At 38.4% G+C, this 25,818-nt stretch carries 22 protein-coding genes, 1 tRNA gene and 1 pseudogene; 12 read left to right on the forward strand and 12 right to left on the reverse strand.

The annotated features are described in order from the left end of the window. Nucleotides 1-270: 270 nt before the first annotated feature. Complete coding sequence (nth, locus tag Q0465_RS00965; protein ID WP_298611537.1) at nt 271-906, reverse strand: endonuclease III; 636 nt, start codon at nt 904-906, stop codon at nt 271-273. Nucleotides 907-1,239: 333 nt separating this feature from the next. On the opposite strand from nth, the gene Q0465_RS00970 reads away from it, so the two are divergent. The 4 genes from Q0465_RS00970 to Q0465_RS00985 all read left to right on the forward strand — a co-directional run bounded on the left by Q0465_RS00970 (nt 1,240) and on the right by Q0465_RS00985 (nt 6,425). Then, nucleotides 1,240-3,456 carry a RelA/SpoT family protein gene (locus Q0465_RS00970; RefSeq protein ID WP_298611540.1) on the forward strand — a complete coding sequence of 739 codons (2,217 nt, stop codon included), beginning with the start codon at nt 1,240-1,242 and terminating at the stop codon, nt 3,454-3,456. 172 nt (nt 3,457-3,628) lie between these two features. Continuing rightward, complete coding sequence (locus Q0465_RS00975; RefSeq protein WP_298611543.1) at nt 3,629-4,648, forward strand: hypothetical protein; 1,020 nt, start codon at nt 3,629-3,631, stop codon at nt 4,646-4,648. A 75-nt stretch (nt 4,649-4,723) separates the two neighbouring features. Beyond that, nucleotides 4,724-5,581, forward strand: coding sequence for a mechanosensitive ion channel domain-containing protein (locus Q0465_RS00980; RefSeq protein WP_298611546.1), 858 nt, complete (start codon nt 4,724-4,726; stop codon nt 5,579-5,581). Nucleotides 5,582-5,882: 301 nt separating this feature from the next. After that, a complete protein-coding gene (locus tag Q0465_RS00985) occupies nt 5,883-6,425 on the forward strand; it encodes an HdeD family acid-resistance protein (protein WP_298611549.1) in 543 nt (180 codons plus the stop codon). A 60-nt stretch (nt 6,426-6,485) separates the two neighbouring features. Here Q0465_RS00985 and Q0465_RS00990 read toward each other — a convergent pair whose 3' ends face one another. Together Q0465_RS00990 and ispE are read right to left on the reverse strand one after the other, a co-directional pair. Further along, nucleotides 6,486-6,806, reverse strand: a complete 321-nt coding sequence (locus tag Q0465_RS00990; protein WP_298611552.1) for a hypothetical protein — start codon at nt 6,804-6,806, stop codon at nt 6,486-6,488. 61 nt (nt 6,807-6,867) lie between these two features. Then, on the reverse strand, nt 6,868-7,695 hold the full coding sequence (ispE, locus tag Q0465_RS00995) for a 4-(cytidine 5'-diphospho)-2-C-methyl-D-erythritol kinase (RefSeq protein ID WP_298611555.1): 828 nt from the start codon (nt 7,693-7,695) through the stop codon (nt 6,868-6,870). A 164-nt stretch (nt 7,696-7,859) separates the two neighbouring features. Here ispE and Q0465_RS01000 point away from each other — a divergent pair, with 164 nt between their 5' ends. Both Q0465_RS01000 and Q0465_RS01005 read left to right on the forward strand, forming a co-directional pair. After that, the gene (locus Q0465_RS01000; RefSeq protein ID WP_298611558.1) at nt 7,860-8,303 is read left to right on the forward strand and encodes a thioredoxin domain-containing protein; all 444 of its coding nucleotides are present in this window, start codon (nt 7,860-7,862) and stop codon (nt 8,301-8,303) included. A gap of 363 nt (nt 8,304-8,666) precedes the next feature. Beyond that, on the forward strand, nt 8,667-9,371 hold the full coding sequence (locus Q0465_RS01005; RefSeq protein WP_298611561.1) for a phosphatase PAP2 family protein: 705 nt from the start codon (nt 8,667-8,669) through the stop codon (nt 9,369-9,371). A 68-nt stretch (nt 9,372-9,439) separates the two neighbouring features. Here Q0465_RS01005 and Q0465_RS01010 read toward each other — a convergent pair whose 3' ends face one another. From Q0465_RS01010 to Q0465_RS01020, 3 genes are all read right to left on the reverse strand, one after another. After that, on the reverse strand, nt 9,440-12,877 hold the full coding sequence (locus Q0465_RS01010) for a hypothetical protein (protein WP_298611564.1): 3,438 nt from the start codon (nt 12,875-12,877) through the stop codon (nt 9,440-9,442). A 10-nt stretch (nt 12,878-12,887) separates the two neighbouring features. Next, the gene (locus Q0465_RS01015) at nt 12,888-14,183 is read right to left on the reverse strand and encodes a hemolysin family protein (protein WP_298611566.1); all 1,296 of its coding nucleotides are present in this window, start codon (nt 14,181-14,183) and stop codon (nt 12,888-12,890) included. A 161-nt stretch (nt 14,184-14,344) separates the two neighbouring features. Continuing rightward, on the reverse strand, nt 14,345-14,899 hold the full coding sequence (locus Q0465_RS01020) for a GNAT family N-acetyltransferase (RefSeq protein WP_298611569.1): 555 nt from the start codon (nt 14,897-14,899) through the stop codon (nt 14,345-14,347). A 175-nt stretch (nt 14,900-15,074) separates the two neighbouring features. Between Q0465_RS01020 and Q0465_RS01025 the strand changes: the two genes are divergently transcribed. Next, nucleotides 15,075-15,146, forward strand: a tRNA-Met gene (locus Q0465_RS01025). Between the two features lie 59 nt (nt 15,147-15,205). On the opposite strand, the gene Q0465_RS01030 is transcribed toward Q0465_RS01025, so the two are convergent. The 6 genes from Q0465_RS01030 to Q0465_RS01055 form a co-directional block, all read right to left on the reverse strand. Beyond that, a complete protein-coding gene (locus tag Q0465_RS01030) occupies nt 15,206-16,150 on the reverse strand; it encodes an alpha/beta hydrolase (RefSeq protein ID WP_298611572.1) in 945 nt (314 codons plus the stop codon). Nucleotides 16,151-16,379: 229 nt separating this feature from the next. After that, on the reverse strand, nt 16,380-16,844 hold the full coding sequence (locus Q0465_RS01035) for a hypothetical protein (protein WP_298611575.1): 465 nt from the start codon (nt 16,842-16,844) through the stop codon (nt 16,380-16,382). Nucleotides 16,845-17,139: 295 nt separating this feature from the next. Continuing rightward, nucleotides 17,140-17,793 carry a uracil phosphoribosyltransferase gene (gene upp / locus Q0465_RS01040; protein ID WP_298611577.1) on the reverse strand — a complete coding sequence of 218 codons (654 nt, stop codon included), beginning with the start codon at nt 17,791-17,793 and terminating at the stop codon, nt 17,140-17,142. A 59-nt stretch (nt 17,794-17,852) separates the two neighbouring features. Beyond that, complete coding sequence (locus Q0465_RS01045; RefSeq protein ID WP_298611580.1) at nt 17,853-18,908, reverse strand: mannose-1-phosphate guanylyltransferase; 1,056 nt, start codon at nt 18,906-18,908, stop codon at nt 17,853-17,855. A 5-nt stretch (nt 18,909-18,913) separates the two neighbouring features. Continuing rightward, on the reverse strand, nt 18,914-20,044 hold the full coding sequence (locus Q0465_RS01050; RefSeq protein WP_298611583.1) for a response regulator: 1,131 nt from the start codon (nt 20,042-20,044) through the stop codon (nt 18,914-18,916). A gap of 44 nt (nt 20,045-20,088) precedes the next feature. After that, nucleotides 20,089-20,457 carry a response regulator gene (locus tag Q0465_RS01055; RefSeq protein ID WP_298611586.1) on the reverse strand — a complete coding sequence of 123 codons (369 nt, stop codon included), beginning with the start codon at nt 20,455-20,457 and terminating at the stop codon, nt 20,089-20,091. Nucleotides 20,458-21,048: 591 nt separating this feature from the next. On the opposite strand from Q0465_RS01055, the gene Q0465_RS01060 reads away from it, so the two are divergent. The 5 genes and pseudogenes from Q0465_RS01060 to Q0465_RS01080 all read left to right on the forward strand — a co-directional run. Further along, nucleotides 21,049-21,426, forward strand: coding sequence for a response regulator transcription factor (locus tag Q0465_RS01060; protein ID WP_298611589.1), 378 nt, complete (start codon nt 21,049-21,051; stop codon nt 21,424-21,426). A gap of 1 nt (nt 21,427) precedes the next feature. Next, a complete protein-coding gene (locus Q0465_RS01065; RefSeq protein ID WP_298611592.1) occupies nt 21,428-22,564 on the forward strand; it encodes a sugar transferase in 1,137 nt (378 codons plus the stop codon). Between the two features lie 2 nt (nt 22,565-22,566). Continuing rightward, entirely contained in the window at nt 22,567-23,364 is a 798-nt protein-coding gene (locus Q0465_RS01070; protein WP_298611595.1) for a TolC family protein, read from the forward strand. A 2-nt stretch (nt 23,365-23,366) separates the two neighbouring features. Continuing rightward, nucleotides 23,367-25,553, forward strand: coding sequence for an exopolysaccharide biosynthesis protein (locus Q0465_RS01075; protein ID WP_298611598.1), 2,187 nt, complete (start codon nt 23,367-23,369; stop codon nt 25,551-25,553). Beyond that, nucleotides 25,546-25,818: pseudogene (locus Q0465_RS01080) on the forward strand (hypothetical protein); the annotation flags it as partial. The gene Q0465_RS01075 and the pseudogene Q0465_RS01080, both read left to right, overlap by 8 nt.

Below are 25,818 nucleotides of genomic sequence, written 5' to 3' on the forward strand. Positions count from 1 at the left end.
CTGCTTTTTATAAAGTATATTCTTTCTTCCGGTAAGAAAACACTTTTTAGCAGAAAAACCATAAAGACCAATTTTATACAAAAATAAAAAGAAACCCTAAAGAAAAGAAAAAAGGAGGCATCTTTTCACAGATGCCTCCGCTGACTAACCCTTAAATCCAAAATTAATAAAATTTCCCGTTTTATTATTACTTAGCTGTCACCCTTTTTCAAGGTTTCCAATACTAAGATGCAAAAGAATACGAATAGTTGCGTCGGGAAAGAAAAAAAATTATTTTTTTTCAAAATACCGGCAATATTCACTGATCCCGCAGGATTCACATTTCGGGCGACGTGCAGTACAGGTATATCTTCCGTGTAATATCAGCCAATGATGGGCCTTAGACAAAATTTCGGACGGAATATTTTTTACCAGTTGTTTTTCGGTTTCCAATGGGGTGGTAGCATTGGTAACCAATCCGATCCTGTCTGCCACCCGGAACACATGTGTATCTACAGGCATTGCAGGCCGGTGAAAAGCAACCGCTTCGACCACATTAGCTGTTTTTCTCCCTACTCCCGGAAGAGTCTGTAATAATTCCATATCATCCGGAACTTCACCATTAAAATCATTCACCAATTTTTTAGCCATAGCAGACAAATGCCTGGCCTTATTATTGGGATATGAAATGGATTTAATCAATTCATATATTTCTGCTACCTCTGCCTTCGACATTGCCTCAGCAGTAGGGAAACGTTCAAAAAGAGCCGGAGTTGTCATATTTACCCGTTTGTCTGTACATTGAGCAGACAGAATTACAGCTACTAATAATTCAAAAGGACTCTGATATTCTAATTCGCTCTCGGCAACCGGCATATTTTCACTAAACCAGTTTATAAAACCCTCATATCTTTCTTTTGTTGTCATATCTCTCTATCTTTTGTAATCATTTATTTCTCAATTTTTCCCCTGATCTGTTCCGCAATCCTATTTTTTAATTTGAAAATATTCCAGTGGCCTAAAGAATTAATGCTTTCCGGCAACAGCATAGTAAAGCGACAAAATTACTGATTAATTCCTTCATCCGGACCGAAAGTTCATTTATCAGCGAGACGTATGCCGGGTGTTAATCCTCTGTCCGAACAATCCCACACTTTTTATGAAACTTTCACAAAAATAGAATTTATTACCTAATATTCTTGAAAAGAAATCCCTATTTTTGTCCAAAAAGAGTTCCAATACAAACAAAAAGGAAAAGTGATGGGGGATCTTAAATCAAAATACAGTCCGGAAATCCACAGCAAATTTGATATTCTTCTCAAGTCTTGCCGGAATTTATTATCAGAAGAAGATATTCAACTCGTAGAAAAAGCATTCGACATTGCGGTCTCTCCGGCAACAGATCAGGAGAATCCCCTGGATGCTCTCCCCGATCACGAAGAAAAAGAAATTCTGAAAATTCTGGACATAGCTTTAATCATCACTACAGAAATAGGGCTGGGGCGTACATCTATTATCTGCGCCATGTTACACACAAAAGTCACGAAAGGAGAACTTTCTATTTCCGAAGTGGAGGATATTTTCGGCTCTAAAGTTACCCAAATTGTGGAAGGCCTTAAAAATATCAATTCCATATACACTCCGCAGAAAATTGTCAACTCGGAAAATTTCCGGAAATTATTACTGAGTTTTGCTCAGGATATACGGGTACAACTCATCTTTTTGGCAGAAAAGTTGTATGCACTACGGGGTGCTGAAAATCTGACAGAAGCAGCACAAAAACAATTGGCCCGGGAAACAGATTATATTTATATCCCTTTTGCACACCGCCTGGGATTATACAATATCAAATCAGAAATGGAAGACAGGGCCCTGCGTTACTCCAATCCGGAAATTTATGCTGAAATCCGGCGTAAATTAACAGAATCGAAAGCAGCGCGGGAAGAATATATCTCAGAATTTATTGCTCCTGTCGTAGAAGAACTCCATAAACGCAATATCCATTTTAAAGTCAAATACAGAACCAAAACAATCGCTTCTATTCTGAATAAAATGCGGAAAAATCAGGTAGAATTCGAAGAAATTTACGATATATTCGCCGTTCGCTTTATTATAGACAGCAAGGGGGAAAATGAAAAACCAGACTGTTGGAAAGTATATTCCATCGTTACAGACAAATACACTCCCAATCCGCAACGATTACGCGATTGGATTACCGTACCTAAATCAAACGGATATGAATCTCTGCAAACTACCGTTCTGGGGCCTGGGAAACGTTGGGTCGAAGTACAGATACGTACAGAACGAATGGATGAAATTGCCGAGAAAGGGTTCGCAGCTCATTGGAAATACAAAGGAGGAACTTCGGATTCCGCAATTGAAAACTGGCTGAATGAATTACGCGAAATACTGGAGAGTCCGGAAGAAAATGCAATAGAATTACTGGATGATCTCAAGTTGGATCTCCAGGATAAAGAGGTCCATGTCTTCACACCCAAAGGGGATTTAATCACTTTACCGGCCGGGGCGACGCTGCTCGATTTTGCCTATGCTATACATACCAATATCGGATGCAAATGCGTAGGAGGAAAAGTCAATCAACGCAATGAAACGCTTCGCTACCAATTACGTAACGGAGATGAGATCTCAGTAATGACAGCTGCCAATCAACAGCCCAAAGCAGACTGGCTGAATTTTACCGTTACTTCCAAAGCCCGTAACAAAATACGGCAATTCCTTAACGAAGAAATCAACCACCAGGCGGATATTGGGAAAGAGTTATTGACCAGAAGACTGAAAAACTGGAAAATCGAGTTTACTGACGACATTATCCGTAAACTCATGCAACATTATAAATACAAATTCGCTTTGGATTTATATCAGGGAATTGCTATCGGGAAACACGATCCGGCAGAAATAAAAGATATCCTTCTACAGGCTAAAGAAGAAGAAAAAGCTATTGTTCCCGCTCCCATCAAGGATATCCACATCAGCCATTCCCCCAAAATAGCCGAAGACGTCCTCATTATCGACAAAAATGTTGACAATGTGGACTACAAATTCGCCCGTTGCTGTAACCCTGTTTTCGGCGACGATATTATTGGGTTCGTCTCTATCGGAGAGGGAATTAAAGTACACCGCAAGCAATGTAAAAATGCACTGGATTTGCAAAGACGCTATCCTTACCGTATCGTCAAAACCCAATGGACAAATGCCGGCACAACCTCCTACCAAACAGTTCTCAGCCTTATGGGAAAAGATGAAATCGGAATAATTAATAAAATTACAGAACTCATTTCAAAAGATCCCAGAGTCACCATGAGGGCCATCGCCATAAACTCTGCAGAAGGAATATTTGAAGGAAAAATTACCGTACTAATCGATAATACCGAGCATTTAGCCCAATTAATTACCCGTTTAAAACATTTGCCAGGTATACTAAAAGTAAATCGACACGATTCTATGCTTGAACAGTAAACCTGGTAAAAACAATCAATTATTATAAAAAGTCGAAAAACCGCCATGAAAAGTAGAACTAATTTTTTAAATACAGACGGTTTACTGTATAACTATTTTAAACCCTAAATTTTGTAAAAAAAAGACAATTATTCTACCTTTGTCCGCGTTGACGGATCTAAAGAATTAAATTATGACCTTTTATAATAAAACCTTAATAGGCATCCTGGGATGCTGTATTTTTGGAAAAATAAATTACGGGTACCCTCTCCCGGAAACAGATCCGAATTCACTTTACTCCTTTTGTCTGGTTAACAATCCGTCCCATGTATCGGACGAACAAGTTTCTTCCGACTCTTTACCGGATTGGATCTTTGCCTCACAACAAGAATACTGGATTGGAATTTCCGATCCCATTGCCGATAAAGAAACGGCAAAGGAACAAGCTATCGCAAGAGCCATTTGTTCCTGGGGATTAGCTAGGGGTGAAAAAATAAACAGTATCATTCAAGATAACACAGCAAACCATACACACATCACACAAGGAAGTTGGAAATTAATACTGAAATCCTTTGATTACAAATTGCTTAAAGAATTTGAGTATAAAACGGGAGAAATTTTTGTGGCTGTTCAGGTAAAAAAGACGGAAGATGGCGATAAAAGGATGCTGGTAGAGAATTTCTGGTCGTATAAAATCAGTGAAAATGCTGAAAAAACAGAGGAACATCTCAACATTGCCGTATACGGATTTAAAAAACTGAAAATCATTCAGTTTAAGTTAGAAAGTTTAGGAGATAAGATCCACATGCATTCCAGTATAGACGGTCAGAGTATTGAATTACCTTCTTCTGTTTCCTATCCGGAATCTCCGTGTACTGCTGAACAGCAGATCGATCCTGAAAATATTACTTTCACTCCGGAAATCAGGTATACTATTTCCAAATTATCCGATTATCCCCTGAGTTTTGTCTGGCTAAAAACAGCTCTTATAGAAGCTCCGATAGAACCCCTTGTATATTCTATTGAGGGCGAGGAACAATTCGGTGAAGATGGAAATGAGGTCTTTGTTACGGCTCAACATCAAAAAGATTTTCATATACCTTATATTCAAACAGCAGCCCGTATAACAGACAACCGTTTATTCATAAAATGGGAAGTAAATGAAGAACTGAATGAGGTATTAAAAAAACAGGTTAAAAGTACGTACCAATAAATTTTCCAATGCCGGAAAACAGGTATCAAATATTGTGTTAAATAATTAATCATCTATTTTTAATAACTGATCGTTATGGAAGAAATTTTCAATTCAACCTCTCACATTTCAATGGATGTTTTTCTAAGCAAAATTATTGACTTGGCAACATCTTTGGGCTCCCGCATATTAACAGCCTTTATTGTCTTTTTAATCGGACGCTGGATCGTCAAGAAACTGAACCGTATTGTTATCGCTATTATGGAAAAGAAGCAGGTAGAAGCTTCGCTCTTTTCATTTACTAAAAGTTTAGTCAGTATTACACTAAATTTCATCCTCATCATTATCATCATCGGTGTACTCGGCATTGAAACCAGTTCTTTTATTGCATTATTCGCTTCTGCTGGTGTTGCCATAGGTATGGCATTAAGCGGAACATTACAGAATTTTGCCGGGGGAATTATGATTCTCTTTTTTAAACCTTTTAAAGTAGGCGATGTATTGGAAGCTCAGGGACAGTGCGGGACAGTAAAAGAAATACAAATATTCAATACAATTATTTCTACCCCCGACAATAAAATCATCATCATTCCCAACGGTGGCTTATCTACCGGCATTATGAAAAATTATTCAAAAGAACCTACCCGTCGGGTCGACTGGGAATTTGGAATTGCCTATGGAGACAGTTATGATAAGGCAAAGGCGGTTATCGAAAGACTTTTAAAAGCAGACTCTCGTATTTTGTCTTCTCCGGCTTATTTCATTGCTCTTAATTCTCTCGGGGAAAGTTCTGTCAATATTGTCGTACGTGCCTGGGTAAATGCCGGGGATTATTGGGATGTTTTTTTCAGCATGAACGAAAAAGTATACCAGACTTTTGCCGAAGAAAATCTCAATATTCCTTTCCCGCAACTGGATGTACACATTAAATCTCCGGAAATTAACCGGGCATAACGTTTTTATTCCCCAACGGCCCAAAAGAGAAAAAATTTATTATTTGATATATTCCGGGATTTTTGGCCCGACGGATTAACAATTCATTCCTCAACGAAATTTCCGTTCCCCTGTATTTCGATTTACGAAAACGGAGATTCAGCAGACAACAAAGCTTTCATTAAACTTTAAGGGGGGGACTCTCCAGCCCCCTCTTCTATTCTGTCTTTAGCTTTCCGGCGAATATCCTTTTTCCCAAAAAATTAAAACCAATTAGTTGTATTATCGTTGAAATTCATATAATCGATAAAACAATAATACAATGGAAACAGTAGAAAACTACAGAGGAACTTACAAGTATTGGTGGATAATGCTGATTATCGGCATTTTATCTATTCTTTGCGGGATATGGGTATTCAGAAATCCCGTAGAATCTTATTTTGCCCTAGCCGTCTATTTTTGCATTATGTTTATCCTTTTCGGTATCGGAGAAATTGTAAATGCTTTTTCCAATCAAAGATTCCGGAATTGGGGATGGGGACTGGCTATCGGTATATTAGACCTTATCATCGGATTTATATTACTTGCCAACTTGGAATGGGCAATAGATATCCTGCCTTTTGCCGTAGGATTTATATTGATGTTTTTAGGTATCGATTTTATCGGCTGGTCTACTCAAATGCAAACTTTACGAATTCCCAATTGGGGATGGGTTTTAGCCGGGGGTATTCTCACCCTGATCTTTTCTTTCCTGATCATCTTTCATCCGCTTTTCGGCGCATTTAATATCATCGTCTGGACAGGGCTTGCCTTTATTTTTGGCGGGATTTCTGCTATCCTGTATTCTTTTGCCCTCCGGAAATAATCCGTTCCAAAGAATATATTTTCAGCGATCGGTTGTCTACTGTATGCAACCGTATCGCTGTTAAGCCAGTAAAAAATGGCCCATAACAGCAATAAAAAAACCAATTCCTATGGAAGTAAGTAACATCGGAAATATACATTTTTTATATCCCCTGCCCTGAGCAACAACTATCGGCAACACCAGGATAAAAGTAACCAAAGGGCCCAAAAGCCACCAATTCACACCGGGAAGTTTTATTCTGTAAACGACAACAGGCATGAGAAAATAAAACAGAAAAACAGAAAAAAGGGTGTATCTATCTACCCGTCTCTTTAATAAAGGAATAATTCCGACAAAAGCTGCCACCAATCCAATCAAAATAATTAACAAATATTCTCTCATGTCGTTTTACTTTAGGTGTTATACTTTCCCATTTGAGATAAAACCGGATACATATTTTCATCTATTCTATATGCCTGTCTGTTCTCCATATTACAGTTCCTTGCAAGGTATCTAAAGTGACATCTCCTTTAGGGAAAATTCCAAATACTCCCGTTCCGCTTCCGGTCATTGAAGCATATAAAGCACCTCTTCCATATAATTCTTCTTTTATTCGCTGAATGACAGGATACTTCGCAAAAATTGCCGTCTCAAAATCATTTATTACCCGTTTCCTCCATTCAGTCACAGGCAGCTTGCCCAATCCCCTCAGGTCAAATATTGCCTTTGCCGGAACAATGCCCGCATAAGCTTCCGCCGTAGCTACATTACAATCGGGTTTAACAATTACAATCTCGTACGGATCTAATTGAATGTCTATATCTTCTAATATTTCTCCTTTCCCGCAAGCAAAAGAAGGACGATTCCGGATAAAAAAAGCACAATCGCTTCCTAAACGGGAAGCATAGTTTTCCAATCCTTTTTCCGAAATACCCAAACCAAAATATTCATTCAAAGCTTTCAGGGTATAGGCAGCATCTGAAGATCCCCCCCCCAATCCTGCCCCGAAAGGAATGGATTTAAATAAACTTATCCGTACTGCCGGTAAATCATAAGCCAAAGCCAGCAATTTATAAGCCCTGACCACCAAATTTTTGTCCTCTGCACAATCGACAGCAATCCCCGTATTTTCGAAATAACATACCCTCTTTGGCCCTTCTTCCCGGTTAATTTCCAATACATCCTTTAATCCTACCGGATAAAAAACTGTCTCCAGATTATGAAATCCATCGGTACGTTTTTCCGTTACCGACAATCCGATATTAATTTTCGCATTTGGATAAATTCTCATATTGAATAACCTCCCTTCTGATTTCTTTATTATATTTGTCGTGGAAATGAAGCAAAGGTATAAAATTTTAAAGCTTTATAATATACCTTCTATATTTATTCATACCGATCGTAAAACATTTACAATTCTCTTTACGTTACATTATAAAATAATATTTCAAACCCATGAAAAAAGTATTGATTCCCTTTATCTTACTACTTATTTTAAGCACTACCGTAAAAGCACAAACCGTAGAGCCTCTTACAAACGATCAGTTTAAAGAAAAAATCTGGAATTACGATAAAGACAAAGAGTGGAAATATTTAGGAAACAAACCGGCTATCATTGACCTGTATGCCACCTGGTGCGGTCCTTGCAAACGTCTGGCACCCATACTGGCTGAAATCCAGAAAGATTACGGCAATAAACTTCAGATTTATAAAGTCGATACCGATAAAGAAAAACAATTGGCCCAACTGTTTAATGTCAGCAGTATCCCTTTAATGGTCTTTATCCCTTTGAAAGGAAAACCCTTTTTAGTAACAGGATTACGCCCAAAAGAAGATTTAGTGAAGATTATCAATGAAACACTTCTGAGTAATTCTGAAACAACGGCTTCCAGCCTTTAAGCTTTCCGGAACTTTATCCGCAGGAACGAGACGGATAAAGTTACTGCATAATACGCCTGGGACCAATTTCCAGGCGTATATTTTTTCAACTGCCTTCGCAACCATACCCCCTTGAACGTTTAAACATTTCTATCCCCTATCCCCCGGCACATCGCTATTCCTTCAGATGTTCCGGATTCATCCCTTAATCAGAAGCGTAGGTTCATTAATCAGCAAAGTGTTCATCCATTCGTTCGTTAATTCCGCCAGAGGTATTTAAACACTTAAATTTTTATACTTCCTTCCGTCCATATACATATTATTTTTAATTGAACGAAAAATATATGAAGATTTAAATATACATTTGCCAATTAAAATAAGTTTATGCTGGAAACATTACAACAAACGGATGAGCAGCTTCTTTTATTTTTAAACGGGCTCCATACCCCGTTTTGGGATAGTTTTATGTGGATTTTCACAGCAAAACTCACCTGGATTCCCATGTATGCTGCAATTCTATATGCCTTACTAAAAAACTTCCGTCCCTCCGTTAGTTTTTTTACAGTTATAGTCATTGCGCTGACGATCACATACGCAGATCAGGTATGTGCAACCCTTATCCGCCCATTCGCAGAAAGAATGCGTCCTTCAAATCCGAATAATCCGGTTTCGGAATTTATTCATCTCGTCAACGAAAAACGAGGAGGCCGTTACGGTTTTCCTTCCTGTCATGCAGCCAATTCTTTTGCATTGGCATTTTTCCTCATGCTCTTTTTTAAAAACAGCGTTTTAACGCTCTTTATCCTCTTCTGGGCTAGCTTGAATTCCTATTCCAGAGTGTATATAGGCGTACATTATCCGGGAGATCTAGTGGTTGGTATGCTGGTCGGATTAAGCGGAGCCCTTCTCCTCTATGCCTTGTTCCGGTATAGTTTACATTTTTCCTCAATCACCGGATTTTTAAAATATGACATACCGGAAAAATTACTTATTGAACACCAACGTAAAATTCCGCATACGCAAATTATTGTGTATACCGGTCTGATTTCAATCGCTGCAATCATACTTTATTCTTTGATTTTTGCATAAAATAATCCGGAAAAACAGCTGAAAAATGTCCGGTATCTGTGACACCGGACCTCTCTGTCTTACCTTCTTTATTCTTTATTAAAACCAATCTTTTTCTTCTCGTTCATCAGCGACCGGATCAGGTCTTCATTAAACATCAATACATCCGATTTTACCACTGAAACTTTCGTTTCTGATTTATTTTTCAATTTCCCATTTTTAGCCAGACGTTGCATACTATTCCGGATCATCAACTCTGCAACGATACGCATCAAACGGGCGCTATTTTGGGAACGTTCCGGATTTGCCGTCAAACGGGAAGTAAATTCCAACATATACTGGCGGGCAGAGGAAGTCAGGGTTAACCGTTCATCTTCCAATTTACGCCTCAGGATTCGCATCAGTTCTTCTGTAGTATAATCTTCAAACACCAAAACATTGATCAGATCCGACACATTTTCCACCTCTCCCGGACAATTCTGTAAAACAGATTGCCGACTGGCATAAATTATTATGCACGAACCCGGCCGTATTGCCAGCTGATCTGCTAACAGGGCCCTTATTCTCTCTTGAATGCCCGTTATCTCCGTCAATTTCTCCGAATCCTCATCAAACAGCAATATGCCTCCGTTTGCTTTTCTCAATGCCTCTCCGATCAGTAAGTGAGCCTCTTCTTCTGTCCGCCCAATCAATTTATCGGCTTTAAAATCGTAAACGACATTCTTTTCAATCAGTCCCATTGCTTTATACAAATGAGCGATCACCCGGGCCATAGCCCGTTTTCCCATTCCGGAGTTTCCGGTAAAGCACCATTGCAAGGACATTTTAGTACTCAGTTTTATCCCTTGCTGACTATAATGACGGGCCAAATCCACAAAATCATGGATTTGTTTCTTAATCTTCCCCTGCCCTACCATTTGATCCAGCTCTTTTAAAGCCAAATCAATTTCCTCTTCATCAAAATTGTCTTTTACAAATTCCGGGATTTCCAAGGAATTCACAGGAATATCGGCTGTCATCACTGTTGTCAATTCCTTACGGGTTAATTCCCGTTTCTGACGAATATGCATCAGCCGTTCAGACATTCTATGAATGGTCGTATTCACCAGTCTTTCCACCCACAAAGCATTTCCAAAATGCCTATCCTTTACTTCAAAAGCCTTATCTATCAATTTCCCGAAAGCCTCCCGGGCTCTCGGATGCAGAATATATTTCTTCTCCTTCAATTTCCGGTCGATAATTGCAAATAATTCTTCACGGGTATAATCCATAAAATCAAATCGATAAGGAAAGTAATCCTTTATTCCCGGATTCGTTTGAAAAATCTTCTCCACTTCTTCCGGATAATCAGCTAAAATAACAATAGTACCTTGATGAACTTCCGGAGAAATAAAAGACAAAACTCCTTCAAAATAACTTATTCCTACAGGAGTTTCCAAAAACGAAGCGGCATTTTCCAGATAGAGAATCCCTCCTTCCGCTGCTTCCATAAGCGGGATTATAACTTGCTCCGGAGATATATTCCCATTTCCCGCAAAATTCCGGACATTCTGGACAATAACTGCCGGACGGCTCAAAATACCGGCAGAATAGTATATCTCTCCCAGCATTTTTGCTACCGTCAGTTTACCTGTTCCGGGATTTCCCCCGAATACCATATGTAATGGCGGTAATTCTTCTTCATATCCTTGTTTTCGTCTTTCCTGAAGAAAATAAACATAATTCAAATGTTGTATAATACTTTTTTTCAATTGAGAAGCTCCCACTAAATTCGTCAGTCTTTCCAAAGAATCTTTAGGAGATTCTTCTGCCTCCAGCATAATATCCTCTTCCCGAATCAAAACCATTTCTCCTTCCGTCAACTCCCGCTTTCCTCCTCCCATTAGACGTTCAGCCATATTCTGAACCATAATTTCCAGCTGATCATCTATAAAATGTTCATCTGCAAAATCAGATCCTTTTATTGCTTGCTTCTTCAGCCATTTGAAAAACTTATCCGCTGCTGCCGGACTAAGACGGTACTGACGTTTCTCCAATTTCTGACGCGCAATTTCCATCCATTCTTCCAGGGAATATTTTTCAAAACAAAGTTGTCTCGGAAAATATTTCCCTATTTCCGGAAATTCTCCTTTTACCGCCCCTAGTGTCTCTTCCGTATCGGATAAAATAACAATCAATTCCAATTTTTCATGTTGTATAATCTGCAGCAATAACTGAATCACAATACGTCCCCGGTCCTGAGGCTGAGCCTCATCATATAATTCCCCCGCCCGGTCAATAAACAAAATCCCTCCTTCACTTTCCTTGATTGCTTTCCGTAACAATTGTTCTTCTGCTGCATATCCTTCCCTGAGAAAGCTATCCCGCCCATAACGGTTTACTTTTCCATTTGATAAAATTCCCAAGGAACAAAACAGTTGTCCTATAATCTCTGCTACGGTATTCTTTCCGGCAGAAGGACAACCGGTAAATAACATGTGGAATAAGGGAGCATCGTCACTAAATCCACTTTTCCGCCGCATCTGTATGAAGTCTGCATATTCACAAATACGGGTAATCTCTTCCTTTACTTTCCTGAGACCGACCAAACGGTACAGCTGATCCAGAACCTCCTCTTTTTTCACAATATTCCCCGAATAGGCAGAAGCGGACACTACGGCATCCTTTCGATATAATTCCTGGGGGTAAGCATAAGGAATATCTTTATCTCCAATTTCAAAATTCAGTCTTAATACCGGTTTTTCAAAACAAAATACCTGTATGGTATATTCCCCTTTCTCCCAAAAATGCTCTCTCTTTTCTCCCAGATCCACGGTAAAACATAAATACAATTTACCCTCTTCTCCCTGAACAAACTGTTTTCCTCTTACGATTCGTCTTACCTTTACCCAGCCGTCCGATCCGGTAAGCTGAATTACAAATTCATATACCCATTCCCGCTTCACCTGATTTTCTGCCAAAAAATAAAAGCAAACACTTTCCAAACCACTGATATCCAAACAGGAATAAGAATGAGCTCTCCGTTTAGCTTCCTCCTCTGTTTCCGGACAACACTTATCTACTCCTACCTGTACAACCCGGAAATAAGAAGCAGGATCTCCTTTTCCCTCTATAACATAAAAGGGTTCCGACTGTATACTTTTCTCCCCGCATCGGGCCACTATCCCATATATACCTTCAGAAAACACAGAATCTCCATACAGCAAAGCCTGAAATTCCACCTCACTTTTCCATTGACCTTTTCCCGGTCTCAACTTTAATTTACTTATTTGTTCTCCCAGGCAAACACTCCCCTTCTCTTTTAACTGAAATAAAGCAAATCTCAGTTCCGCTTCTATCTCTTTTTCTCCTTCCCAATCTCCCTCCAAATCCACGTATAAAACCGCAAGACCTTCCTGTACAAAAACGGTATGATAGTTTTTTCTGCCCTGTTCGTCTGTTTCTGCACTCCTGCTCATTGCCAATGATTTCATAACGAAATCGTTTCCGCACAACATTTCTTTTACTTTTACATCCTTTTCATTCATACACCTTATTTTAATCAGATAATTCCTTTGTTTTTGTAACCAATAATTTATCTACCCGGCTACTGTCCATATCCATCACTTCAAACTTTAAATTGCGATAGTAGAACACATCCCCTTCTTTCGGAACGCTTCTGAGAAAAAACATCGCCATTCCACTTAAAGTTGTAAAATCCTGCCCTGCAATATCCTCGTAAAGCACAATTCCCATTTCATCCATAAAATCATCCACATTCATAGCCCCGTCTACCAAGAAACTCCCATCTTTCCGGACCACAATACCGGCTTCAGGTTCTTCCCCTTCCTCCAGAATATCGCCAAAAATACTTTCGGTCAGATCATGCAGGGTAATGATACCTGTAATATCACCGTATTCACTGACGACCATTCCAAATTTCGTCTTATATTTCTTGAATAATTCCAGCACCCGGATGGCCGGCAAATTCTCGGGGACAAACAAAGGTTCCTGTACAACCTTCTGTAAATCAAAAGTTCCTCCTCCCCCTAAAAGAGCAACAATATCTTTAACAGAAACGACTCCCAGACATTTATCCACAGAACCCTCGCACAAAAGATATTTACTATAATGTTCCCGTCGGATGGTCTCTAAAACCTTCTCTTTTGTATCAGTAGTATTCAAAAAAACAATTTCTTTCCGGTAAGTCATCAATTCCTCAGCCCTTTTATCACTAAAACGAAAAACATCCTTTAGCATCTCTGTCTCTTCCTTATCGATCACTCCCTCTTCCGAACTTTGGTGCAGTATAAATTTCAGTTCTTCTTCCGTCATGGGACGGTTTTCCCCGGTCTTGATACCAAACAACTTATTTACAACTTTAGTAGAAATACTCAAAAACCACACGAAAGGATAAGTAATCCGAGTCAGTACACACATAAAAGAAGTGAAAAAAACAGCAATCTTTTCCGGATGATTCAATGCCAGGGATTTCGGAACCAGTTCCCCGATAATCAAAGAAAGATAAGTAATAGTGCCCACCACTGTCACCATTGCCAGTTTACCGGCATAAATTTCCAATCCCGGAATTTTTTCAAACAAAGGAACTAAATCCCCAGCCAAGGCAACGCCTCCGTAAGCTCCGGAAATAATACCAATTAAAGTAATCCCAACCTGTATGGTAGACAGAATCTTTTCAGGTTCTTCTAATAATTTTAATACACGAGCTGCCTTTTTACTCCCGTTTTGTACCATCGTTTCCAAACGAGCTTTACTGGAAGAAACCAATGCAATCTCATACATTGCAAAAACGCCATTTATTAATAACAAAATGACGATAATTAAAATTTCCATATATCTTTATAAAAGTTCTTTGGCGAATTTAATGATATTTTATTAAAAATAATCTTTCCTTTCTTCTACGAGCAAAGAGAATTGATATTTTTAAGGAATGTAACATTTTCATTATCTTCTTGAAAATGTTATAAACGGGGGGAACGGAGTTCCGTCCGGTATTATTTTACAGTTCGGCTTAAATGAAGGGGCTTATAATATACTTCTTCCTTAATTATCCGAATGTGTTTATCCAAATCCGTTTTATCCGGATAAGTTTTATTACTCATAATCCACAGGGGATAACTCACATCCGGCTTATTATAATCCGGTTGCCTGTATTGTTTCTCCACAATCTCATATCCGTTCCGGCGATAATAATTTATCCTTCTCGCAGTCATTTCATCCATTACAGGTTCAACTTCCAGTAAGCGTTCCCCTGGCAAATATTCCAGGATATAATCCAATACTTTCTGCCCGATTTTACAATTACGCATTTCCGGATAAACAGCTAGATGCTCCAGATAATAAAAATTTTCCAGTTTCCAGTAAATAAACAGCCCAGCTGCTCTTTTCCCTTCTTCTATAATGTGGAAGAACATGGAAGGCTCGCCTGCAATCAGTTGTTCCAATTGAGTTAGCTCTCTCCTTTCTGAAGACGGAAAAGCCTCCTGATATAAACAAAGAATTTCGTTTAATTGCGAATCTCCTGTATGAGTAATTCTTCTAAGTTCCATTTCTATTTACCATTGTTTCTTACAAATGTAATGCAAAATCCTAAATACAAAAAGAGGTTTCGGGCTCACTCTATAATAATCCGTACAATCTTAAGATTTTTATTCTACAATTTGGATATATGAAAAAAACATTCTATATTTGCACCGTCAAACAGAGAAAGTTGTTTGAATAGATTGCGGGGTGGAGCAGTGGTAGCTCGTTGGGCTCATAACCCAAAGGTCGTCGGTTCGAATCTGGCCCCCGCTACTCAGAACGAGTCGGTAAAACCGATTCGTTTTTTTATGCTCCGGAAAAAGTTTATTGATTTAATTATAAAGATCTAAAAAAGTCTTCACTTTTTCTGTATAAATACTGGAATTTTCTTTATAAGATGCTGCATGTGCTGCCCGGGGCACTATCCACAATTGCTTCGGATCCGGCTTAGCCTCATACAACTCATATACCATTTCAGTAGGTACATAAGTATCTTTCTCCCCATGTATAAATAACATTGGCAAGCGGCATCGCCTTACCTGCTCCAGAGCAGAGGCCTCCCGGAAATTCCATCCATATTTCCAGTCGCAAAGCCAGCCAGCTGTATAAAGTAAAGGGAAAGCAGGTAATCCAAATCGTTCTTTCAATTCTTTTGAAAATTGATCCCATACATTTGTATACCCACAGTCCTCGACAAAACAGTTGATGTATTCCGGTAGGATTTCTCCCGACAACATCATTGCCGTAGCTGCTCCCATAGAAATTCCATGTACAACCATACGGGTATTCCCCCCAAACAGCTGATCTGCTATTTTTGTCCACTCCATCACATCCAAACGATCCTTCCACCCCATTTGTATTGCCTTTCCCCCGCTTCTTCCATGGTATTGTAAATCCGGTAAAAGAACATTATAGCCCAGATCATGATGATACATATAAGCGATCATAAACATACGGACAGCATTATCTGTATAACCGTGAACGACAACCGCAGTACGAGGCGTAGGAAAATGAGCTGCTATGTAATAAGCATGAAGGGGTACTCCCTGAGAGTTCACTATAAACGTATCTTTTAATGCCGAAACCTCCCGCAGACTATCCACCCAGCTTTCTAAAAAAGGATAATCGGTCCTCATCTGCCGGTAAGAAGCCTCTTCATTGTGCTGTCCGTTATCCGGCGTCAAAGAGTAATCCAACATATAAAAACTACTCCCTATTATCCCGGCAAATAACAAAAATCCGATTCCCCCCATTCCCCAAAACAGTTTTCTTTTCATATTATCTTTGTATTATGCACATTTTATTCCGTTTACAAAGATAAAACTTAACTTTTATACCGCTCTATTTCTAATTTCAAAAAAATCAATCCGACACACACCTATACGTATGAGGCAAGGCAACATAAAAACAAAACGTATATAAACAACATTCCCTGTCCTCTCATTTAGGTAGGGGACAGGGAACTCTTACCGATTAAATTCCTATTTGAGAATTTAACCGGTTTTTCTAATATTCATAAAGTTCTGCAACATAACCGGCATCTGTAAAAACAGATTCAATGACCGCTACATCTCCCTCTTCATCCATTACCACTGTCAATATACGGTCCGGATCGTCTAAATCGAGTGTCCAGGCTTCAATTATATCTATATCATTCAATTGCGATTTTACCTTATCCACGCAATCGGAACATTTCATATTTGTTTTATACTTTACAGTCTTCGTTTTGGATTTCCCTTCTTTCTTTCCTCCGGAATGTTTTCCTTCTTGTCTGCTATTACGGGTTTCTGTATGTTCCCCCGTTTTCATATTCCCCTGTTGTTTATCTTCATTTGACATTTTTTCTTTCCGGCCTCCACTTTGCTCCATATTTTCATCCTCAGCAGAGTGTTTACCGGTTGCAGATTTACTTGTTTTTCCCTTTGAAGTACTATTACCGGTATTTTCCATGTTTTTGTTTTCCTTGTTCATGATATCTAATTTTAAGGTTATATATCATACGAACGAACTTTGGATAAAAATGTTTCCTATTATATTGAAAATTAATACAATATAATCCACCTTAACGGATTTTATCTCAAATGCCGCTCTTTGGCACAGCCTTATAAAACCCGATTTATTTCCCTCCCTTAGAAACAATTTCAGAGGAGATTCATTTTGAAAATTTAGTTCAGAAAACAGCAGCAGTCAATACCAGCTATAAAAGTATTCTTTTGGGAATAATAAATAAAAACTCTCCGCATTTATTACTCCTTCCCTCCACGAATTATTTTTTTTCTCCAAATGCCAAATCGCCGGCGTCTCCAATCCCGGGATCGATATAAAATTTTTCAGTCAGGGCCTCATCTAGGGCAGCGGCCCAAAGCGTAACAGGTTCCCCCGATAATTTCCTTTCAACATATTCAACTCCTTGCTTACTGGCAATTACGGCTGCGATATGAGTATGCTCCGGACGACCTCCCTGCGCCAGCAATTCCCGATAAGCAATTACCAAAGAAGAACCTGTTGCCAACATGGGGTCCACTAACAAAAGCTGCTTCCCCGTTAAATCAGGAGTATAAACAGAATCAAAACGTACTTCTACCTGTCCGTTTGTACTGTCAATGCGCCGGGCAGAAATAAAAGCATTACCCGCATCATCGAAATAATTCAAAAAACCCTGATGAAAAGGTAATCCAGCACGCAATACCGTAGCAATCACGACTGCTGTATCCGGTAACATTACTTTTGCCGGATGAATCGGAGTCTGGACAAAACGCGCTGAATAGGTAAAAGTTTTACTGATTTCATAAGCTATGATTTCCCCTACCCTTTCCATATTTCTCCGAAAGCGCATCCGGTCCTTTTGTTTTTCCTTATCCCGGATCTCCGCTAAAAAACGATTACATATAGAATGATTTGTATTGATTATATGGATCATAACAATTGTTGGTAAAATATTTTTCAGAATTCCGTCTCTATTTCCGTTTGTATTAACTCCTATATCCCGTAAGAAAATTCCTTAATCCGCTGTTCTTCATCCTTTTTACAAATCAGGACTACACCGTTTTGTTCCGCTACAATATAACCCTCTAAACCTTGCAAAACAATTTGCTGTGCTCCGGATAAATGCACAATACAATCCTGACATTCTACCATTTTCACATTTTCGCCAATTATAGCATTTCCTTCCGGATCTTTTCCGGAAAGTTCGTATAAAGATCCCCAGGTACCCAAATCCGACCATCCGAAATCGGCCGGGAAAACATAAATATTCCGGGCATGCTCCATAATAGCATAATCTACGGATATCTTCTCACAGTCCGGAAATTTCTGACGGATCATCTCCCCTTCTTTTTCCGTATAAAAATAATCTTCCAAAGAATCGAACAAAGCAGACATTTCCGGTTGAAAAGAACGGAAGGCTTTTTCTACCGTTGAAACCTTCCAAAGAAAAATTCCGGAATTCCAGGTATAATTACCTTCTTTCAAATAATTCTCGGCTGTTTCCCGGTCCGGCTTTTCCTTAAATCCCTCGACTGCTCTGATTTCTTCTCCCGGGAATACGTTATCTTTCATTTTAATATAACCATATCCTGTTTCCGGACGTGTGGGTTTCATCCCAAGCGTGAGAATCCGCTCTCCCTTTCCGGTAAATTCCAATCCTTTGCGAATGACCCGGCCAAATTCCTCAACATCAGTCACGATATGGTCTGAAGCAGAAACGACAAGGTTTGCCTGAGGGTATTTTTTCTTTATCTTCCAGCTGACATAAGCAATACAAGGAGCTGTATTACGCATACAAGGTTCTAACAAAATATGAGAATCCGGGATTTCAGGTAACTGTTCTTTAACAATCTCTTTATACTTCTCGGCTGTAACGACCCAGGTATTTTCAGGCAGGCAGACCGAAGCGAAGCGGTCAGCTGTCGACTGCAATAAAGTCCTGCCTGTCCCCAGGATATCTATAAATTGTTTCGGTTTTTCCGGAGTGCTCATGGGCCAGAACCGGCTTCCCACACCTCCGGCCATAATTACCAAATGATTGTTATTCATATTATTTATATTAAGGCTTTAGGAACTGAAAAGCTAAATTTAGAACCTACATTTTCTTTTGACTCAAACCACAGCCGCCCTTTATTATGAATCACAAAATCCCGGCAAAGCAGTAACCCTAGACCGGATCCCTCCTCACTATTCGTTCCGAAAGTGGTAAAATGAGTTACCTCATTTAATAATTTTGGCTGATCTTCTTCTTTAATCCCCAAACCGTTATCAGCAACCGTCACAATAACTTCGCTCCCTTCCTCCCGGACACTGACGTGTATTTCCGAATAAGAATTACTGAACTTAATGGCATTGGACAAAAGATTCCGTACAACGCTTTTAATCATCTCGATGTCCACATTCACGAAAAATTTCTCTTCTGTGTCCATCATTATTTTTATTTGTTTGACCGCAGCAACAGAAGAAATAACTTCGATCATGCCTTTTGTTAACTCCGTTATATCCACTATTTGTGGGATAACAGTCAACTTCCCCAGCTGGCTCTTGGTCCATTTCAATAAATTGTCCAGCAATGCAAAAACTTCTTCCGAAGTTTTATTCGCCATTTCAAGCATATCGAAAATGTCAGGATTGACATTCTCCCTGTTTACACTCATCATAAGCGTATTGAGCAACATCTTCATTGAAGCCATGGGAGAACGAAGATCATGAGCAATTACAGAATACAATTTATCCCGCCCGTCTATCGTTTTTTTCAATTCCTCTGTCTGCTTTAAAATAATCCGGTTTGCTGCCACCAAGGATAATTGGTGACTGATACGAATCATCAGTTCTTCCTTTTTAAAAGGTTTGGAAATAAAATCATTTCCTCCGATCTTAAATCCTTTCACAACACTTTGGGAATCGTCCAGGGCAGTGAGAAAAATAATAGGAATATCTTTATAGTTTTCATCCCCCCTTAAACGTTGAGCGACCTCAAAGCCATCCATCCCCGGCATCATTACATCCAATAAGACCAGATCCGGTCTTTCCCGTGCTATACATTCTAAAGCCTCCAACCCGCTCGTAGCCGACAAAAGATTATATCTCTCCTTCCCTAGCAGTGCTTTCATCAGCAAAACATTTGCCGGAACATCATCTACAATTAAGATCTTATACTCAGAAGGATCTATCTTCATATTCATGCAACCCTCAATTAATATTTAACCCGGCAAAAGTACAATTTATATCATTCAAAAACATATTTTTTTATCAATGTTTTTAATAAATGTAAATCTATCGGCTTTGTTATAAATTCATTGCATCCCAATTGTAAGGCCTTAACCCGGTCCGATTGGTAAGAATAAGCCGAAACGGCAAATATAGGAATATCGGCAGAAATCTCCCGGATCATCCGGACTGCTTCCCATCCGTCCATGACCGGCATTTTTATATCCATTAAAATCAAATCCGGTTTACATGCCTGATATAATTGTATAGCCTCTTCTCCATTCACAGCCCTTATTAAACGATAGTCTTTCCTCAGTACAACGTTCAATAAATCGAAATTACTCTCGTTGTCTTCAGCCACCAAAATTACACCCCTTTCCTCTTCCATGATTTCTTTATTTTTAATTCATCTGTATTTTTTCAATCATCGGTTATGATCTTTGTCTATGCCGGCATAAAGCGTCTGTTTTATTTATTAAATACACTTTATTTTTGGAGCTGTTAAGTTAAACATTTTTTCTAAAATGATATTTTCTTTCAGCATTTAAATAGCTGTTAAACTATAAAAAATAATGCATAATAACTTCGTTTTGACATTATTTTTGTACCTTTGCGCGTCTAGATCAGAGGGTGATGGTCATTATGCTACAAATAAAATTAATAAATATTTTTTAACAGCTTTGGTAAATTATCCTCCCTATACATGTCAAACATAAAAAATTTAACGTTCGATTTTTCAGTAAGAATAAGAAGAATAAAGAGTTAAAAACTTAATTTTTGACCATTAGGATAAGATTATCTTATAGAGTTGATTATAAATAAAATAAAAAAAGTAATTTCAGACAAAAATTCTTTTAAAGTAGAAAAGGAAATTTTTATTTCAGTATAAAAATCATGCCCAAAAAAAGGAACATTTAAATTGGTTAATACACTCTCGCATTTATTTTCGCATAGATAATTTAACATAAATTTGACTAAAATGGATGATAAACCTCAAATACTTGTAGTAGATGATAAACCTGAAATTGCTAAAGTTATAAAGATACAAATGTCTTTGGAGTATGACGTTATCTACTTTAGCAAACCGATTGAAGCTTTGAGCTGGCTACATTCGGGGCATATTCCGGATTTAATTATTTCCGACGTTTATATGCCTGAAATGAATGGTTTTGAGTTTCTGCAATCACTGAAAAATAGTGCTATGTTCACCTCCATTCCTGTAATTGTACTGTCCAGCCTTGAAAATAGCGGGGAAAGAATTAAATTACTGGAAATCGGAGCAGATGATTTTATTCTCAAACCTTTTAATCCGCAAGAATTAAAAATCAGGGTTCGTAACATACTCAGGAAAAGATAAGATGGAATTTGTATACATTGGAAAAGAATCGGACTGGATCAACCAATTTGCAGACTTATCAGCTATAAAACCAATTGTTTTCAATACACTTGCAGAAGCCTGTAATTTTATTGCAATACATAAAACCACCGAAAAGAACCCGCTGTTTATATTTTTGGAATCAGAAAATACAGAGAGTAATATAAAAAAGTTGAAGGTTTTGAAGAAAGATATGAGAGAGAATCAATATATTATTCTGATCAGTACACAAATTTCTTCCCAACTGGTTACAAATTATATTAGTTCGGGGGTCAGTGAAATAGTGGATCCGACCATTCCCAAACCCACTTTACAGCAAATCCTTTCCCTACTTCCCCGGCTCCAAAAGACGGAATACAAACAGGACTCCACACAAGCTTTTTATCTTCCCCTTTGGAAAAGGTTATTTGATGTCATTGCTTCAGGAAGTGCATTGATTATATTATCTCCCTTATTGATTCTGACAGCGGTTGCCATACGTATAGAAAGTAAAGGTCCGATTATCTATACTTCTAAAAGGGTAGGAACCAATTACAGGATTTTCGGATTTTTAAAATTCCGTTCAATGTATACCGATGCAGATAAGCGACTGGATGAATTCAAGAAAAACAACCAATACCAGGATACAACTTCCCTGACAGAAAACATTTATTACCGGGATCCCGAAAAATCGGAAAAGACAGTCCTGGTAGGAGACGATTTTCGTTTAACGGAAGAAGAATACCTCATCCGCCGGAAAAAATTGAAAGCCAACAATTTTGTAAAAATACAGAATGATCCACGGGTCACCCGTGTAGGAAGAATTATCCGGAAATATAGTATAGACGAACTACCCCAATTGGTCAATATTCTGAAAGGAGATATGTCAATTGTGGGAAACCGGCCTCTGCCACTTTATGAAGCAGAATTACTGACTACGGACGAATATATAGAACGCTATATGGCTCCCTCAGGCTTAACCGGTCTCTGGCAAGTAGAAAAAAGAGGTACCGAAGGAATTTTATCAGCAGAAGAACGGAAACAACTGGACATTCAGTATGCCCAGAAATTTTCTTTCTGGTTCGATATGAAAATTATCTTCCGCACCTTTACAGCATTTATTCAAAAAGAAAACGTATAATTATGAAACTCAAATATATTCTGTCAGGCATTCTTCTCTTCAGTTGCTTCCTGAGTAGCTTTGCACAAGAACAGAAAAAAAGAAGAAGGGACAACGATAAAATCAGTATTCACCGGGATACGATAAATTATAAACCGGTTACGCTTACAACGGATGAATTCCGCAATTATCATTTACCTGCTTTAGAAGTATTATTTGAAAATGCACGTAATAACCCCCGGATGAAAGCTGTAGAATCAGCCATGCGTGCAAGCCGTGCAGAACTGAGGTCAGCCCGCAAGGATTGGTTGCAGTATTTCTCTCTAAGGGCCGGTTATACTTACGGTATTCTGGGAACTTATACCGATACCGAAACCCAATACAATCCGTTGACAACCGTTTATTCCGGAGCAACCCAAAGCAGCTGGTCAATCGGAGCCAATATAAATATTCCGTTAAATACTCTCTTTAATCAGAATTCCAAAATCAAGCAACAACGGGAAAAGTACATACAATCCCAGTACGATCAGGAAATTATATTTAACGAAATCAAAAACGAAATCATCGAAATCTATTGTAATATTCAATACCAACTGAAATTATTGAAAATCGCTACGGAATCACAAACACTTTATGATGCAGACTTCAATGTATCAGAATCCAATTTCATCAATGACAATAATAACCAAAACCGCTTATTGAGTGACATCAAACACAGCCATCAAGTCGCATTGACAGAATACGAAACAATTGTAAATAATCTCAATATATTATTTCTGAAATTAGAAATCATCAGTAATACCAAAATCATCAATAAATAAACATGAAATATATTTCTTATTTTTTGAAGTTTTTTTACCGGATTCGTTATTGGTTAATCATAGCCCCTTTGCTTATTGCATTACTGGTTTTTTGGAAAACCCGGAATATGCCGCAAAAATATACGAGTAATTGTTCTATATATACAGGTATAATCACAGGAGTTAATATTTTATCCGAAAGTGGTGTTACCACCACCAGTTATACCCAAAGCAGCATGATGGACAATTTGTTGAATATCATCAATGCGGACCAAACGCTGAAACAAGTGTCATTACGTTTATATGCCCGGATCATGGTGCACGGTGATCCGCATAAAGACAATACTTATTGCAAAGCAGGAAATTATTTGTTTCTCTATAATCATGGAGAAAAAATACATCATTTGATCGACAAAAGTTCTCCGAATGATTCCATTAACGAGCAGCGTACTTATGAAAATTTGGTAGCCTATGAAACAAACGATAACTCGAATTATGTCTATGGGATTTATCAATGGAATCTTCCCTATGTCAACCGGAGTTCCCTGCAACAAATACAAGTAGAGCGAATAGGAAACAGTGATATTATCGAGATAACCTATACGACAGATGACCCTGGGATTACGTACCAAACCATTAAAATTCTGGTAGATGAATTTATCAAACAATACCAGGAACTCCGTTTCGGTGAAACCAATAATGTAATTGCCTATTTCCGGGCAGAATTAGCACGGGTAGGCAAAGAATTGGAAAATTCAGAAGACGACCTGACCCATTACCGCATCCGGGAACAAGTTATCAATTATGAGGAAGAAACTAAAAGTGTAGCTGCCTTAAACCGGGATTACGAATTGCAATATTGGGAATCTATAAATACATTTACCGTAGCAGACAGTCTTTTGCACGAATTGGAAAAGAGAATGCACCTCAACACCGTTATTATTCAAAACAATAATTCTTACATATTCTATAATAACAAAATCAGTGAAATCGAAGAAAAACTGGCTGTATCTAAATTTTATTCTCAGGAAGCCCTTCCTCAAACCACAATCGACTCTCTAAACCGGGAACTTGAAAAAAATAAAAAAGCTTTATCGGAAGCCCTTAAAAAGATGGGCTATCTGAAATATAGCAAAGAAGGAATATCTAATGCAAGTGTCATTGAAGAATGGCTGACACAGATTATTGCACATAAAAAATCGGAAGCAGAACTGAATGTATTGAGAAAACGCAGGTATGAAATGGATAAAAAATACATCCATTTTGCCCCTATCGGCTCTACGCTTACCCGTAAAGAAAGAAGTGTAAACATCAATGAACGAAGATATCTGTCTATACTGGATGCCCTGAATGCCGCTATTTTGCGTCAGAAGAGTTTGCAGATGACTTCTTCTACATTGAAACCCATGAATGAAGCTTATTACCCGTTAAATCCAAATTCTACTTCCAATAGGAAACTCGTTATCGGAGCTTACCTGGCAGCATTGTTATTTACGATTTTCTTTTTCCTGATTATTGAAATCCTCGACCGTACGCTAAAATATGTATTCAAAGCTGAGCAAATCACCGGTAGCCGTGTATTGGGTGTATTTACCAGACCGCAAAGTTTACGGGCAAGAAGATATCATAAAACTTATACTGATATTTCGGCCAAAACGCTCTGTAATTATGCAATTACTTATTTTAATCCCAATCGGAATAATATTATCAATCTGATCAGTAATCAACCGAATGAAGGAAAGAGCTATATTAGGGAAGAACTTGCCAAACAACTGAGGGATCAGGGAATGGAAGTTACTCAATTATCCTGGCATGAAGAATATCAAACAGATGCACATGCCTTTGTGCAGGCATTGAATTTAGAAAAACTGGAAGGCGCCTCCTCCTCAACTTTTAAGGATAAAGTATTCCTGGTGGAATATCCTTCCCTGAAAGATGCAGCCCTATCTTCCAATATATTGCAAGGAGTCAGCCTCAACCTGCAAATTGTAGATTCCCGGCGGACATGGAAGAATACCGATCAACAATTGTTTGAACGTACACGGGAAATGTGCGGAAATACTCCTTTATTTTTAGTACTCAATTACGCTCAACGGGATGCTGCTGAAGAAATCAACGGTTTGATGCCCCCTTATACCTTTTTTCGAAAATTATTTTACCAGATTTCGCAACTGGGTTTAACGGCAAAAGAAGAAAAATTGAATGTATAAAAATTTAACATCTTATATTGTTCCTTTAACATTCATTGCCGGATTGTATATCGTTTATCAATTGGTATTACGGGGAGGTCCACTCCCCGCATTACTTTTTGCCCTTCTTCCTGCAGTAGCAATTTGCGGTGCAGGTATGTTTTACCGGCAATTGGGTTTCTATGTCTTTTTTACCCTAAATTATTTTATTATGGGAATTTCCAGGTATATTACCATGAAACCGGGAATAATCATGTTAGGTCTTGCCATAGGAGTTTTTCTATTA

The organism is uncultured Odoribacter sp. (assembly GCF_937966165.1).
GTDB lineage: Bacteria > Bacteroidota > Bacteroidia > Bacteroidales > Marinifilaceae > Culturomica.

Excerpts from the sequence above, each read along its gene's own strand:
- nth (WP_298611537.1), bottom strand. The coding sequence starts at position 906 with ATGACAACAAAAGAAAGATATGAGGGTTTTATAAACTGGTTTAGTGAA.
- Q0465_RS00970 (WP_298611540.1), top strand. The coding sequence starts at position 1,240 with ATGGGGGATCTTAAATCAAAATACAGTCCGGAAATCCACAGCAAATTT.
- Q0465_RS00975 (WP_298611543.1), top strand. The coding sequence starts at position 3,629 with ATGACCTTTTATAATAAAACCTTAATAGGCATCCTGGGATGCTGTATT.
- Q0465_RS00980 (WP_298611546.1), top strand. The coding sequence starts at position 4,724 with ATGGAAGAAATTTTCAATTCAACCTCTCACATTTCAATGGATGTTTTT.
- Q0465_RS00985 (WP_298611549.1), top strand. The coding sequence starts at position 5,883 with ATGGAAACAGTAGAAAACTACAGAGGAACTTACAAGTATTGGTGGATA.
- Q0465_RS00990 (WP_298611552.1), bottom strand. The coding sequence starts at position 6,806 with ATGAGAGAATATTTGTTAATTATTTTGATTGGATTGGTGGCAGCTTTT.
- ispE (WP_298611555.1), bottom strand. The coding sequence starts at position 7,695 with ATGAGAATTTATCCAAATGCGAAAATTAATATCGGATTGTCGGTAACG.
- Q0465_RS01000 (WP_298611558.1), top strand. The coding sequence starts at position 7,860 with ATGAAAAAAGTATTGATTCCCTTTATCTTACTACTTATTTTAAGCACT.
- Q0465_RS01005 (WP_298611561.1), top strand. The coding sequence starts at position 8,667 with ATGCTGGAAACATTACAACAAACGGATGAGCAGCTTCTTTTATTTTTA.
- Q0465_RS01010 (WP_298611564.1), bottom strand. The coding sequence starts at position 12,877 with ATGAATGAAAAGGATGTAAAAGTAAAAGAAATGTTGTGCGGAAACGAT.
- Q0465_RS01015 (WP_298611566.1), bottom strand. The coding sequence starts at position 14,183 with ATGGAAATTTTAATTATCGTCATTTTGTTATTAATAAATGGCGTTTTT.
- Q0465_RS01020 (WP_298611569.1), bottom strand. The coding sequence starts at position 14,899 with ATGGAACTTAGAAGAATTACTCATACAGGAGATTCGCAATTAAACGAA.
- Q0465_RS01030 (WP_298611572.1), bottom strand. The coding sequence starts at position 16,150 with ATGAAAAGAAAACTGTTTTGGGGAATGGGGGGAATCGGATTTTTGTTA.
- Q0465_RS01035 (WP_298611575.1), bottom strand. The coding sequence starts at position 16,844 with ATGAACAAGGAAAACAAAAACATGGAAAATACCGGTAATAGTACTTCA.
- upp (WP_298611577.1), bottom strand. The coding sequence starts at position 17,793 with ATGATCCATATAATCAATACAAATCATTCTATATGTAATCGTTTTTTA.
- Q0465_RS01045 (WP_298611580.1), bottom strand. The coding sequence starts at position 18,908 with ATGAATAACAATCATTTGGTAATTATGGCCGGAGGTGTGGGAAGCCGG.
- Q0465_RS01050 (WP_298611583.1), bottom strand. The coding sequence starts at position 20,044 with ATGAATATGAAGATAGATCCTTCTGAGTATAAGATCTTAATTGTAGAT.
- Q0465_RS01055 (WP_298611586.1), bottom strand. The coding sequence starts at position 20,457 with ATGGAAGAGGAAAGGGGTGTAATTTTGGTGGCTGAAGACAACGAGAGT.
- Q0465_RS01060 (WP_298611589.1), top strand. The coding sequence starts at position 21,049 with ATGGATGATAAACCTCAAATACTTGTAGTAGATGATAAACCTGAAATT.
- Q0465_RS01065 (WP_298611592.1), top strand. The coding sequence starts at position 21,428 with ATGGAATTTGTATACATTGGAAAAGAATCGGACTGGATCAACCAATTT.
- Q0465_RS01070 (WP_298611595.1), top strand. The coding sequence starts at position 22,567 with ATGAAACTCAAATATATTCTGTCAGGCATTCTTCTCTTCAGTTGCTTC.
- Q0465_RS01075 (WP_298611598.1), top strand. The coding sequence starts at position 23,367 with ATGAAATATATTTCTTATTTTTTGAAGTTTTTTTACCGGATTCGTTAT.